Source organism: Rhizobium phaseoli (assembly GCF_010668805.1).
GTDB lineage: Bacteria > Pseudomonadota > Alphaproteobacteria > Rhizobiales > Rhizobiaceae > Rhizobium > Rhizobium phaseoli_A.
In genome coordinates, this window is the sequence record NZ_WUFT01000023.1 from 25217 (window position 1) to 37842 (window position 12626).

A 12626-nucleotide genomic window follows, 5' to 3' on the forward strand; every position below is an offset into this window, starting at 1 on the left:
AATTGCCAAAAATCTGGAATTTTCATTCCATTATCTATGCGCGGCGTCAAGCCCGCGGCTCTTTCACATTTGCAAGATTCAAACTAAAGACAAGCGCCACACATGCCATGGGCAGTGTGACACATGCTAAGCGCAGTGTGACATATGCGACCGCGGGGTAGAGATGCAACTGATTGATCCGAACCATCCGGCATACCGGCGCCTTTGGGTGCGTGTTGCCATTGTTGCCGTCTGCTTCGGCTGGGCGGCGTTCGAGATTGTCGGGGGCGATCCCTTCTGGGCGGTGCTCTCGGCCGCGGCGGGGGCCTATTCCTTCTATATGCTGTTCTGGACGTTCAATCCGCAGCCGGCGACCGTCGAGCCGGCAGCCGAGCCCGAGGCTGATGAAGAGGACGAGCCGGCGGAGATATCCACCGAAAATCCTTCGAAGGACGGTAAGGCCGAGTAATCAGCGCAATCGCCGCAGCGCCTCGTCGATCAGCAGATTGGCGAGCATCATCCGCTTCGTCGCATTGTCGCGAAAAGGCAGGGCGACGCCGTCGGGATGATTGGCTCGGGCGAAGGCGCGGCGCTTCTCGCTGAGTGTCAGCGGCGTGTCGGCGGCCGAGATTGCCAGCTCGGCGGAAACCTCCTGCGGTGTCGTGCGGGTGAGATGATCCGGCATGACGGGATCGGGTTCCGGCAAAGGCGCCGGTTTCTCCGCGACGCTGGCGGCGGCTTCGTGTTCCAGATTGTCGAAATAGGCCTGGCCGACGCGCTGTGTGGCGACCGAGACACCCTCCATGACATCGAAGGCAAGCGCGGTGCCGAGGCCAGCCACACGATGGGCAGCGGGCGCCTCGGCATCCTCTTCCGTCTCGTGCTCCGCCTTCAGCCGCTCGAGGACTGATTGAAATACCGACTGTCCGAACAGCATCCGCATTCCTTAAGAGCATTCTTCGAAACACCGACGTGCTCTAATTTTTTCACGCAATTTCCGCAGGCAAAATCCACTGCGCACTTTTACAGGAATTGTTTCGGCGCGCATTAAAGGCGGGGAAGATGGCGCAGGGCTTGCTGGCCGCGTCAGCCCGCCTGCTTCAGGCTCTCCTCCAGGATGATGTCGTAGAGCAGCCTTGCGCTCGGCGGCAGCGCCCGTTCCCTCGCCGTGATCAGGCTGTAGGGTTTGACGTTGATGTCGAAATCGATCGGCAGCATCCGCACGTCGGAAGCCTTGGCGCTTTGGCTTGCCAGGAACTGGGCGACGTCCGTGGCAACAGGAGCGATCGCGTCGGTTCCGCAGACGATGGCGCAGGTCAAAAGCAGGGACGAGGTGTTGACGATATTTTCTGGCAGTGCCACGCCGCGCGATAGGAAAATATCCTCGATCGTCCGGCGCAGCAGCGTGCCCGGCGGCTGAAACACCCAGTCGTAATCCCGGATGTCGGAAAGGCTGCTGGTCTTTTTCTTTTTCAGCAGCGGATGGCGGTTGCGCACGATCAGGCAGGCCCGCTCGATGCCGATCTCGGTCACCTCGAACAGGCGCGGATTGAGATCGTCGGGAATGCGGCTGATGATGAAGTCGTGGCGGGCGGCGAGCAGCTCGCGGGCCAGCACATTGCTGGTCTCCACCTGGATGTTGATCTCGATGCCGGGATAGGCCTTGCGCACCCTGTTGATTGCCGGCACGACGAGGCTCATGGCCGGCGCCGTCACCGCGCCGATGAACACCGGGCCGCCCTTGCCGCTCTTCAGTTCGCCGATCTCGCGGCTTGCCTCGCGCAGCTCCAGCAGGATCTTTCGTGCCCGTCTGGCGAGGGCTGCGCCGAAGGTCGTCAGTACCACGCCGCGGGCGACGCGCTCATAGAGCGGCGTCTTGGTGATTGATTCCATTTCGGACAACATGCGCGATGCTGCGGGCTGCGAGATGTTTAAGACTTCCGCAGCTGCGGAAATCTGTCCGCTATCTTCGATTGCGACGATCATCCGCAGGTGATTCAGCTTAAGTCCTGCACGTAAAAGGTTGTCATCGCCGAAACTATCGCTGTGGATATCGACGTGATCCATCAAAATTGGCTCTGAAATAATCGTCATGGTTGCAGCCTCCTCGCTGCGCTCCATCAAAAGTAATACTTTTTAACGATATACCAAAATTGTTATGCACGTTACCACTTATTCTATTTGACAGTTATAGGAATCCATACCAGTTTGCCGCCGTGTGCTGGTTGGCACTCAACACGTGTGAGATCGTGGAGGAGACCTACTTCGTTTCTCACCATCTGAAGTAACTATCCAATACGGAACCTGCCACAGTTTCGGGGGCGGGCGATTTTTCGTCCGCTGCACTATTAACAAGGGAGAGAGAAATGAAGTCCATTATCTCATTGATGGCTGCGGCTGCCTTCGGCGTCGCTTCGTTCGTTGCACCGGCAATGGCTGCCGACAAGGGCACCGTCGGCATTGCAATGCCGACCAAGGCTTCGGCTCGCTGGATCGACGACGGCAACAACATCGTCAAGCAGCTCCAGGCTGCCGGCTACCAGACCGACCTGCAGTATGGCGACGACGATATTCCGAACCAGCTTTCGCAGATCGAAAACATGGTCACCAAGGGTGCCAAGGTTCTCGTTATTGCTTCGATCGACGGCACGACGCTTTCCGACGTTCTCCAGAAGGCTCATGACGCCGGCATCAAGGTCATTGCTTATGACCGTCTGATCCGCGATTCGGGCAACGTCGATTATTACGCGACGTTCGACAACTTCCAGGTCGGCGTTCTGCAGGCTGGCTCCATCGTTGACGGCCTCGGCCTCAAGGATGGCAAAGGCCCGTTCAACATCGAACTGTTCGGCGGTTCGCCTGATGATAACAACGCCTTCTTCTTCTATGATGGCGCAATGTCCGTCCTGCAGCCCTACATCGACAGCGGCAAGCTCGTCGTGAAGTCCGGCCAGACCGGCATGGACAAGGTCGGCACGCTGCGTTGGGATCCGGCAACGGCCCAGGCCCGCATGGACAACCTGCTCTCGGCCAACTACACCGACGCTAAGGTCGACGCCGTTCTGTCGCCTTACGACGGCCTGTCGATCGGCATCATCTCCTCGCTGAAGGGCGTTGGTTATGGTACGGCTGCCCAGCCGCTGCCGATCGTCACCGGTCAGGACGCTGAAATCCCGTCGGTCAAGTCGATCATTGCTGGCGAACAGCATTCGACGATCTTCAAGGACACCCGCGAACTCGCCAAGGTCACTGTTGCCATGGTCGATGCCGTCATGTCCGGCAAGGAGCCTGAGGTCAACGACACGAAGACCTACGACAACGGCGTCAAGGTCGTTCCGTCCTATCTGTTGAAGCCGGTTGCCGTCGACAAGACCAACTACAAGCAGATCCTCGTCGACAGCGGTTACTACTCTGAAGACAAGCTGAAGTAAGAAGTTAAGCAGGAGGCCGGAGCCCGCGCTTGCGGGTTCCGGTCTTCGATTTTATGATCGCCAAGCCGCTTGGCGGCTCAAGGCGTTGGAACTTTGACTATGGACAACATCATCCTCGAAATGCGGAGCATCACCAAGACGTTCCCGGGCGTCAAGGCGCTGGAGAACGTGAACCTCAAGGTTCGCAAGGGTGAAATTCACGCGTTGGTAGGCGAAAACGGGGCCGGCAAATCGACCCTGATGAAAGTGCTATCAGGCGTCTATCCGACGGGAAGCTATGAAGGCGACATCGTCTACGAAGGCGAGACGCGCAACTTCAAGGTCCTGAAGAACTCCGAAGAAATCGGCATCGTCATCATCCACCAGGAACTGGCGCTCGTGCCGTTGCTGTCGATCGGCGAGAATATCTTCCTCGGCAACGAGAATGCCAAGAGTGGCGTCATCAGCTGGGACGAGACGTTCAACCGCACCAAGCAGCTGCTCAAGAAGGTAGGCCTGTCGGAATCTCCGAACACGCTGGTCACCGACATTGGCGTCGGCAAGCAGCAGCTCGTCGAGATCGCCAAGGCGCTGTCGAAGAGCGTCAAGCTGCTCATCCTCGACGAACCCACAGCCTCGCTCAACGAAAGCGATTCCGACGCGCTGCTCACGCTGCTGATGGAATTCCGCAATCAGGGCATCACCTCGATCATCATTTCCCACAAGCTGAACGAGATCCGCAAGGTCGCCGACCAGATCACCGTCCTGCGCGACGGCATGACGGTCAAGACGCTCGACTGTCACGCGGACGAAATCAGCGAAGACATCATCATCCGCAACATGGTCGGCCGCGATCTCGAGGATCGCTATCCCCCGCGTTCGGTGCCGATCGGCGAAACCATTCTCGAAGTAAAGAACTGGAATTGCTATCACCAGCAGCACCGCGACCGTCAGGTCCTGCACGATATCAACGTCACAGTCCGCAAGGGCGAAGTCGTCGGTATCGCCGGTCTGATGGGGGCAGGGCGCACCGAATTCGCCATGAGCCTGTTCGGCAAGGCCTATGGGCACAAGGTGTCGGGCGACGTGCTGATGCACGGCAAGCCGGTTGATGTCAGCACCGTGCGCCGGGCGATCGACGCCGGTCTCGCCTATGTCACCGAAGACCGCAAGCAGCTCGGCCTCGTGCTCAACGACACGATCCTGCACAATACGACGCTGGTCAATTTGAAGGCGGTGTCGAACGCGTCGGTCATCGACAGCGTCAAGGAATCCAGGGTCGCGTCCGACTATCGCTCGAAGCTGCGCATCCGCTCTTCCAGCATCTTCCAGGAAACGGTCAATCTCTCCGGCGGCAACCAGCAGAAGGTGGTGCTGTCGAAGTGGCTGTTCTCCAATCCTGATGTTTTGATCCTCGACGAGCCGACGCGCGGCATCGATGTGGGTGCAAAATACGAAATCTATACTATCATCAATCAGCTCGCGGCTGACGGCAAAGCCGTTCTGATGATCTCGTCGGAAATGCCGGAACTTCTTGGCACCTGCGACCGCATCTACGTCATGAATGAAGGGCGTATCGTTGCGGAACTGCCGAAGGGAGAAGCGAGCCAGGAAACCATCATGCGCGCCATCATGCGCTCAGGAGAGAAGAAACAATGACGCCGATCAACCAACCCATCGCTGAGCAAGGGCGTGTCGTCTCGATCGGAGACTACGTTCGCGGCAACATCCGGGAATACGGCATGTTCATCGCGCTGATCGCGATCATGGTGTTCTTCCAGATTTCGACCGGCGGCGTTCTCTTCAGGCCGCTCAACCTGACCAACATCATTCTGCAGAACTCGTTCATCGTCATCATGGCGCTGGGCATGCTGCTGATCATCGTCGCCGGCCACATCGACCTTTCGGTCGGCTCCGTCGTCGGCTTCATCGGCGCCATTGCCGGCGTGATGACGGTGCAATGGCACGTCAACTATGTCGTGGCGGCTGTCGTCTGTCTGGCCATGGGCGCGCTTGTCGGCGGCATCCAGGGCTATTTCGTCGCCTATCACAAGATCCCGGCCTTCATCGTTACGCTTGCCGGCATGCTGGTCTTCCGCGGCCTGACGCTGTTCGTGATGACGGCTTCGGGAACCGGCACCAGCATCGGTCCTTTCCCGCCTGAGTTCCAGTTGATCAGCATCGGCTTCCTGCCGAACCTTTTCGATATGGGCGGCATCAACTCGACCTCGATCATTCTGACCGTCGTCGGCGCCGTGGCGCTGTTCTATCTGGCATGGCGCAAGCGTCTGTCGAACGAGAAGCATGGCAATGATGTCGAGCCCTTGGGCTTCTTCCTCGCCCAGAACATCCTCGTCAGTCTCGCTATTCTGGCGCTCGGCTACCAGCTGTCGATCTATCGCGGCTTCCCGAACGTGCTGGTCATTATGCTCGCCCTGGTCGCTGCCTACGCCTTCATTACCCGTCGTACGACGATCGGCCGGCGCATCTATGCCATGGGCGGCAATGAGAAGGCGACCAAGCTTTCCGGTATCAACACCGAGCGGCTGACCTTCCTGACCTTCGCCAACATGGGCCTGCTTGCCGGCCTCGCCGGACTGATCGTTGCGCTGCGCCTCAACTCGGCGACGGCCAAGGGCGGCTTCGGCCTTGAACTGGACGTCATCGCCGCCTGCTTCATCGGCGGCGCATCGGCCCAGGGCGGCGTCGGCAAGGTGACCGGTGCGGTTATCGGCGCGCTGATCATGGGCATCATGAACAACGGCATGTCGATCCACGGTCTCGGCACCGACTCGCAGCAGATGGTCAAGGGTGCGGTGCTTCTCGCTGCCGTGTTCTTCGACGTCTACAACAAGAACAAGGGCTGAGCGCCAAAGCGCAGCCCAGGCATTCGCAGTCATAAGAAAGATGGATTCCGGCTCCTGATGGAGCCGGACAGGCGGAGCTTGTCTTAGTCTTCGCTGGAACGAGAAGGATCGAAGTCGTGCTTATTTCCCAGATCAAGGGTGCCAACGGAGAGATCGTCGTCGCCGTGCGCGAGCAGGGCGGCGCGGCCAAGTCCGTCAACAATGCCGGCAGCGTCTATGCGCTGGCGATGGAAGCCGCAGACGGCGGCAAGTCGCTTGCCGCGGTCATCGAGGCCCATGGTTACGGCGATGCCGTCGATCTTGAAAAGGCCTATGCCGAAGGCCGCTTCCTGCCGCCGATCACCCATCCGGATGCCGCCCACCTGCACCTGACCGGCACCGGCCTGACGCATCTGGGATCGGCGGCCACCCGCGATTCCATGCACAAGAAGACCACGGAGGCGGCCGAGGAAACCCTCACGGACTCGATGAAGATGTTCAAGATGGGCCTCGAAAACGGCAAGCCGAAATCGGGCGAAAAGGGCGTGCAGCCGGAATGGTTCTACAAGGGCAACGGCTACGGCGCTGCCGCCCCCGGCGCGCCGCTGATCTCGCCGTCCTTTGCGCTCGATGGCGGTGAAGAGCCTGAAATGGCTGGCATTTATGTCATCGCCAGCGACGGCTCGCCGTTCCGTATCGGCTTTGCGCTTTCGAACGAGTTTTCGGACCACGTCACCGAACGGATCAACTATCTCTATCTGGCCCACTCGAAACTGCGCCCGGCCGCCTATGGTCCGGAAATCCGCATCGGCGCCGCACCCGACGACATCCGCGGCACCTCGCGCATCAAGCGCGGGGACAAGGTGATCTTCGAAAAGCCCTTCCTGTCGGGTGAAGCCAACATGTCGCACACCTTCGCCAATCTCGAATATCACCACTTCAAATACGGCCTCTTCCGTGCACCGGGCGATGTCCATGTCCATATGTTCGGCACGGCGACGCTGTCCTTTGCCGACGGCATCAAGGCGGAAGAGGGCGATGTCTTCGAAATCGAAGTCGCCGAATTCGGCCTGCCGCTGCGCAATCCGCTGAAGGTGGCCGCCGAAGAAGAGATCGCCGTCAAGCAACTCTGATTTCTCATAAACGGTAAAGGAGGCTTGTTCAGCCCATGACCATTTATCAAAACCTGATCGCCGGCGAATGGGTCGGCACCAACGCGACGAAGAATATTAACCCGTCCGATACGAACGAAGTCGTCGGCCTTTATGCCGACGGCAGCGCCGAAGACACGAAAAACGCCATTGCCGCCGCCAAGGCTGCTTTCCCGGCCTGGTCGCGCTCCGGCATCTGGGAACGCCACGTCATCCTGAAGAAGGCCGGCGACGAGATCATGGCGCGCAAGGACGAGCTCGGCGCGCTGCTTGCCCGCGAAGAAGGCAAGACGCTGCCGGAAGCGACCGGCGAAGTCATCCGCGCTTCGCAGATCTTCGAATTCTTCGCTGGCGAAGCGCTGCGGCTGGCCGGCGAGGTCATCCCGTCAGTGCGCCCGAACATCGGCGTCGAGATCACCCGCGAGGGCCTCGGGGTCATCGGCATCATTACGCCGTGGAACTTCCCGATCGCCATTCCCGCCTGGAAGATCGCGCCGGCACTCTGCTACGGCAACACCGTCGTCTTCAAGCCGGCCGAACTGGTGCCTGCCTGTTCCTGGGCGATCGTCGATATCCTCAACCGCGCCGGCCTGCCGAAGGGCGTCTTGAACCTGGTCATGGGCAAGGGCTCAATCGTCGGCCAGGCGATGCTCGAAAGCCCCTACGTTCACGGCATCACCTTCACCGGCTCCACCGGCACCGGCCGCCGCGTCGCCGCCGCATCCATCGAGCATAACCGCAAATTCCAGCTTGAGATGGGCGGCAAGAACCCGATGGTCGTGCTCGACGACGCCGATCTTTCCGTCGCCGTCGAGGCGGCCGCTAATTCCGGCTTCTTCTCGACAGGCCAGCGCTGCACGGCATCCTCGCGGCTGATCGTGACCGAAGGCATCCACGACAAGTTCGTTGCTGCTTTGACCGACAGGCTGAAGACCTTGGTCGTCGACAATGCTTTGAAGGCCGGCACCCATATCGGCCCTGTCGTCGACGAGCGGCAGCTGAAGACCGATACCGACTATATCGAGATCGGCAAAAAGGAAGGCGCCAAACTCGCCTTCGGCGGTGAAGTCGTCTCCCGCGACACGCCTGGCTTCTACCTGCAGCCGACGCTGTTTACCGAAGCGACCAACCAGATGCGCATCTCGCGCGAGGAGATCTTCGGACCGGTGGTGTCGGTGATCCGGGTCAAGGATTACGACGAGGCCTTGGCAACATCCAACGACACTCCGTTCGGGCTTTCGGCCGGCATCGCCACGACCAGCCTGAAACATGCCACGCACTTCAAGCGCAATGCCGAGGCCGGCATGGTGATGGTCAACCTGCCGACGGCGGGTGTCGATTTCCATGTGCCGTTCGGAGGCCGCAAGGGCTCGTCCTATGGCCCGCGCGAGCAGGGCAAGTACGCGAGCGAATTCTACACAACCGTCAAGACCGCCTACACGCTGGCTTAAACAAAGCGCGATTACCCGGGCCGTACGAGGCGGCCCGGCAATCACCTGAAGGACAGAGACAATGAAGAAGAAAGCCGAATGGCCGCGCAGGCTGAGGTCGCAGGAATGGTACGGCGGCACGAGCCGCGACGTGATCTATCACCGCGGCTGGCTTAAGAACCAGGGTTACCCGCACGATCTGTTCGACGGCCGGCCGGTGATCGGCATCCTCAATACCTGGTCGGATATGACCCCGTGCAACGGTCATCTGAGAGAGCTCGCCGAGAAGGTGAAGGCGGGCGTCTGGGAGGCCGGCGGCTTCCCACTCGAGGTGCCCGTGTTCTCGGCATCCGAAAATACCTTCCGCCCGACCGCGATGATGTACCGCAACCTTGCGGCGCTGGCGGTGGAAGAGGCGATCCGTGGCCAGCCAATGGATGGCTGTGTGTTGCTGGTCGGCTGCGACAAGACCACGCCGTCGCTTATCATGGGGGCTGCCTCCTGCGACTTGCCGTCGATCGTCGTCACCGGCGGGCCGATGCTGAACGGTTACTTCCGCGGTGAACGCGTCGGGTCCGGCACGCATCTGTGGAAATTTTCCGAAATGGTGAAGGCCGGCGAGATGACGCAGGCCGAATTCCTCGAGGCTGAAGCTTCGATGAGCCGTTCGTCGGGCACCTGCAACACCATGGGCACCGCTTCCACCATGGCTTCCATGGCCGAGGCGCTCGGCATGGCGCTTTCCGGCAATGCCGCGATCCCGGGGGTCGATTCCCGCCGCAAGGTCATGGCGCAGCTCACTGGCCGCCGCATCGTGCAGATGGTCAAGGACGACCTGAAGCCTTCCGAGATCATGACGAAAGAGGCTTTCGAGAACGCCATCCGCACCAATGCAGCGATCGGCGGATCGACCAATGCCGTCATCCACCTGCTCGCCATTGCCGGCCGTGTCGGCATCGATCTTTCGCTCGACGACTGGGACCGCTGTGGCCGCGACGTCCCGACCATCGTCAACCTGATGCCGTCGGGCAAGTACCTGATGGAAGAGTTCTTCTACGCCGGCGGCCTGCCGGTGGTGCTGAAGCGCCTCGGCGAGGCCGGCCTGCTGCACAAGGATGCGCTGACGGTCTCCGGCGAAACCGTCTGGGACGAGGTCAAGGACGTCGTCAACTGGAACGAGGACGTAATCCTGCCGGCTGAAAAGGCGCTGACCTCTTCGGGTGGCATCGTCGTGCTGCGCGGCAATCTGGCACCGAAGGGCGCGGTGCTGAAGCCGTCAGCGGCCTCGCCGCATCTGTTGGTGCACAAGGGCAGGGCAGTGGTGTTCGAGGATATCGACGACTACAAGGCCAAGATCAACGACGACAATCTCGACATCGACGAAAGCTGCATCATGGTCATGAAGAACTGTGGGCCGAAGGGCTATCCAGGCATGGCCGAGGTCGGCAATATGGGGCTGCCGCCCAAGGTGCTGAAGAAGGGCATCCTCGACATGGTGCGTATTTCCGACGCCCGCATGTCCGGAACGGCCTATGGTACCGTGGTGCTGCACACCTCGCCGGAAGCGGCGGTCGGCGGGCCGCTCGCGGTCGTGCAAAACGGCGACATGATCGAGCTGGATGTGCCGAACCGTCGTCTGCATCTCGACATTTCCGACGAGGAATTGGCGCGGCGGCTGGCCGAATGGCAGCCGAACCACGATCTGCCGACATCAGGCTATGCTTTCCTGCATCAGCAGCATGTCGAAGGGGCCGATACCGGCGCCGACCTCGACTTCCTCAAGGGATGTCGCGGAAACGCAGTCGGCAAGGACAGTCACTAAACTGAGAAAGCAAATCCGCAGACCGGAAAGGTGGGGTGAGGTCTCGCCCCACCTTTTCTTTGCACTTGTTTCATAGGGAAATAGAGATATATTCTGTACAAGTGTACGGGAGATATGGTCATGTCCAAGACGATTGGTGCAGCCGAGTTCAAAGCGAAATGCCTGAACCTCATCGATCAGATGGCTAGGGACGAGGAGCCTATCGTCATCACCAAGCGCGGCAGGCCGGTTGCCTTGCTTTCACCGGCACGTGATCCAAGCGGACGCGGGAGCATCATTGGCGCGATGAAAGGCAGTGTCTTGCGCTATGACGATCCGCTGTCTCCGGCCGCAGAACCAGAGGATTGGTACGCCGTTCGATGATCGTCATCGACACGCATATCCTCGTCTGGGCAATGCAGGACGACCCACGCCTCGGTTCACAAGCCCGGCACATCATCGACGAGATGACGGAAAAAAGCCGGATACTGATTTCGGCGATTACACCTTGGGAAATCGCAATGCTTGTGCAGAAAGGGCGCCTGGCTCTCGGCGACGATGTCGAGCGATGGATCGATAGCGCGCTGTCTCTGCCCGGGCTGCAGCTCGCACCGATCGAGCCTTCCATTGCAATAGACAGCGTTCGGCTGCCTAGCGAGTTTCATGCCGACCCCGCCGACCGCATCATTGCTGCCACAGCCCGTTTTCATCGCGTGCCGTTGCTGACAGCGGATCAAGCGATCCTCAGCTATGGTGCACGCGGCCATCTGCAGGTTCTTGCGGCAGGCTAAAGTGCGTCACGATCTTTTCAGAGGCAGGGCCGGCAATCTGAATCCCGTTCTAAATTAAATAGTTAGATGTCGTCTGAAAACCGGGCAAACTTTCGGGCGATATGCATTATCCGTGCGAAACCGCCATGCAGCGGTCTGGATCGGCGTCATTTTCGAAGAAGGCGCGAATCGCCGGCCATTTGCGCCGGAAGGCGGCAACGCAGGCCGGGTCGAAATGCGATCCGCTACAGGCGATGATTTCGTCGTATGCCCGCTCAACCGGCCAGGCCTGTTTGTAGGGCCGGTCGGAGCAGAGCGCTTCGAAGACATCGGCGACCGCGACGATGCGTGCTTCGATGGGGATTGCGTCGCCGGACAGGCCCTTGGGGTAGCCGGTTCCATCCCATTTCTCATGATGACCGGCGATGATGGCGGTGGCGACGCGCGAAAGCTCGGCCGAACTGTTGGCGAGAATGGCGACACCGATCGGCACATGCTCGCGCATCCGCTCGATCTCATGGCGTTCGAGCTTGCCCGGCTTCTGCAGAATGGCATCGGGTATGGCGATCTTGCCGATATCGTGTAAGGGCGCGGCGAGATAGATGTTGCGCCGCTGGATGCGGTCGAGACCGAGGCCTTCGGCAATCAGTTCGGCGATATTGGCGACGCGCTCGATATGATCCCCGGTGTTGCCGTCGCGCGAGGCCATCGCCTGGGCAAGGCACCAGATGATTTCCTGCTCGCGCATGTCGGCCTGTTCGGTGGCGTGACGGAAGGCCATGTCGAGTGATTTCGCCCGGTCGGCCAGCGCCAGCTGGGCCCTGTGCAGGGCCATCAGGTTGAGGACGCGTGCCTGGAGTTCCAGCGGGTCGAAAGGCTTGGCGAGAAAATCCGTGGCGCCGGCCTCCAGCGCTTCCAGCCGAATCGACCGTTTTGCCTGCGAAGTGATCATCACCACGGGCACGTCCGCGTAGCCCGGCTGGCGCCGCAGCCTGCGGATCATCTCGATGCCGTTCATGTCAGGCATCAGGTAGTCCACCAGCACGACATCGAAATCGACCACCTGGCATCGGGCAAGGGCCTCGAGCGGATTGGTGAAGCTTTTCACTTCACAGCCGACGAAACCGCGGACCGCGGTCTCAAGGGCGAGAAGGCTCGATTCGCTGTCGTCGACGATCAGAAGAGGCATGAACGATCCCGTGGAAAATCAAAGAAGCAACAGGCTGCCTCATCGGAGGG

12 protein-coding genes are annotated in these 12626 nt (G+C 60.2%); 9 read left to right on the top strand and 3 right to left on the bottom strand.

The window, feature by feature from the left end:
* Window positions 1-163 precede the first annotated feature (163 nt).
* Window positions 164-448 carry a hypothetical protein gene (locus tag GR197_RS27080; protein ID WP_164015209.1) on the top strand — a complete coding sequence of 95 codons (285 nt, stop codon included), beginning with the start codon at window positions 164-166 and terminating at the stop codon, window positions 446-448.
* On the opposite strand, the gene GR197_RS27085 is transcribed toward GR197_RS27080, so the two are convergent.
* Both GR197_RS27085 and GR197_RS27090 read right to left on the bottom strand, forming a co-directional pair.
* Window positions 449-916, bottom strand: a complete 468-nt coding sequence (locus GR197_RS27085) for a hypothetical protein (RefSeq protein ID WP_164015211.1) — start codon at window positions 914-916, stop codon at window positions 449-451. It lies immediately after the preceding gene.
* Window positions 917-1065: 149 nt separating this feature from the next.
* On the bottom strand, window positions 1066-2073 hold the full coding sequence (locus GR197_RS27090) for a LysR family transcriptional regulator (RefSeq protein WP_164015213.1): 1008 nt from the start codon (window positions 2071-2073) through the stop codon (window positions 1066-1068).
* A 272-nt stretch (window positions 2074-2345) separates the two neighbouring features.
* On the opposite strand from GR197_RS27090, the gene chvE reads away from it, so the two are divergent.
* The 8 genes from chvE to GR197_RS27130 all read left to right on the top strand — a co-directional run bounded on the left by chvE (window position 2346) and on the right by GR197_RS27130 (window position 11408).
* A complete protein-coding gene (gene chvE, locus GR197_RS27095) occupies window positions 2346-3410 on the top strand; it encodes a multiple monosaccharide ABC transporter substrate-binding protein (RefSeq protein WP_164015215.1) in 1065 nt (354 codons plus the stop codon).
* 99 nt (window positions 3411-3509) lie between these two features.
* On the top strand, window positions 3510-5048 hold the full coding sequence (gene mmsA, locus GR197_RS27100) for a multiple monosaccharide ABC transporter ATP-binding protein (RefSeq protein WP_164015217.1): 1539 nt from the start codon (window positions 3510-3512) through the stop codon (window positions 5046-5048).
* Entirely contained in the window at window positions 5045-6256 is a 1212-nt protein-coding gene (gene mmsB / locus GR197_RS27105) for a multiple monosaccharide ABC transporter permease (RefSeq protein WP_164015219.1), read from the top strand. The genes mmsA and mmsB overlap by 4 nt, the downstream gene beginning before the upstream one ends.
* 116 nt (window positions 6257-6372) lie before the next feature.
* Window positions 6373-7368 carry an AraD1 family protein gene (gene araD1, locus GR197_RS27110; protein WP_164015221.1) on the top strand — a complete coding sequence of 332 codons (996 nt, stop codon included), beginning with the start codon at window positions 6373-6375 and terminating at the stop codon, window positions 7366-7368.
* Window positions 7369-7403: 35 nt separating this feature from the next.
* Entirely contained in the window at window positions 7404-8837 is a 1434-nt protein-coding gene (locus GR197_RS27115; protein WP_164015223.1) for an aldehyde dehydrogenase family protein, read from the top strand.
* Window positions 8838-8898: 61 nt separating this feature from the next.
* Window positions 8899-10638: an L-arabinonate dehydratase gene (gene araD, locus GR197_RS27120; protein ID WP_164015225.1), complete on the top strand. Its 1740-nt coding sequence runs from the start codon at window positions 8899-8901 to the stop codon at window positions 10636-10638.
* 120 nt (window positions 10639-10758) lie between these two features.
* A complete protein-coding gene (locus GR197_RS27125; protein WP_204330415.1) occupies window positions 10759-11001 on the top strand; it encodes a type II toxin-antitoxin system Phd/YefM family antitoxin in 243 nt (80 codons plus the stop codon).
* Window positions 10998-11408 (top strand): type II toxin-antitoxin system VapC family toxin, encoded by a 411-nt coding sequence (locus tag GR197_RS27130; protein WP_164015228.1) that lies wholly within the window; start codon window positions 10998-11000, stop codon window positions 11406-11408. The genes GR197_RS27125 and GR197_RS27130 overlap by 4 nt, the downstream gene beginning before the upstream one ends.
* Window positions 11409-11514: 106 nt before the next feature.
* Here GR197_RS27130 and GR197_RS27135 read toward each other — a convergent pair whose 3' ends face one another.
* Window positions 11515-12576: an HD-GYP domain-containing protein gene (locus GR197_RS27135; protein WP_164015230.1), complete on the bottom strand. Its 1062-nt coding sequence runs from the start codon at window positions 12574-12576 to the stop codon at window positions 11515-11517.
* Between the last annotated feature and the right edge of the window lie 50 nt (window positions 12577-12626).

Bases quoted from the DNA above. Each gene is read 5' to 3' on its own strand.
- GR197_RS27080 (WP_164015209.1), top strand. From the start codon at position 164: ATGCAACTGATTGATCCGAACCATCCGGCATACCGGCGCCTTTGGGTG.
- GR197_RS27085 (WP_164015211.1), bottom strand. From the start codon at position 916: ATGCTGTTCGGACAGTCGGTATTTCAATCAGTCCTCGAGCGGCTGAAG.
- GR197_RS27090 (WP_164015213.1), bottom strand. From the start codon at position 2,073: ATGACGATTATTTCAGAGCCAATTTTGATGGATCACGTCGATATCCAC.
- chvE (WP_164015215.1), top strand. From the start codon at position 2,346: ATGAAGTCCATTATCTCATTGATGGCTGCGGCTGCCTTCGGCGTCGCT.
- mmsA (WP_164015217.1), top strand. From the start codon at position 3,510: ATGGACAACATCATCCTCGAAATGCGGAGCATCACCAAGACGTTCCCG.
- mmsB (WP_164015219.1), top strand. From the start codon at position 5,045: ATGACGCCGATCAACCAACCCATCGCTGAGCAAGGGCGTGTCGTCTCG.
- GR197_RS27115 (WP_164015223.1), top strand. From the start codon at position 7,404: ATGACCATTTATCAAAACCTGATCGCCGGCGAATGGGTCGGCACCAAC.
- araD (WP_164015225.1), top strand. From the start codon at position 8,899: ATGAAGAAGAAAGCCGAATGGCCGCGCAGGCTGAGGTCGCAGGAATGG.
- GR197_RS27125 (WP_204330415.1), top strand. From the start codon at position 10,759: ATGTCCAAGACGATTGGTGCAGCCGAGTTCAAAGCGAAATGCCTGAAC.
- GR197_RS27130 (WP_164015228.1), top strand. From the start codon at position 10,998: ATGATCGTCATCGACACGCATATCCTCGTCTGGGCAATGCAGGACGAC.
- GR197_RS27135 (WP_164015230.1), bottom strand. From the start codon at position 12,576: ATGCCTCTTCTGATCGTCGACGACAGCGAATCGAGCCTTCTCGCCCTT.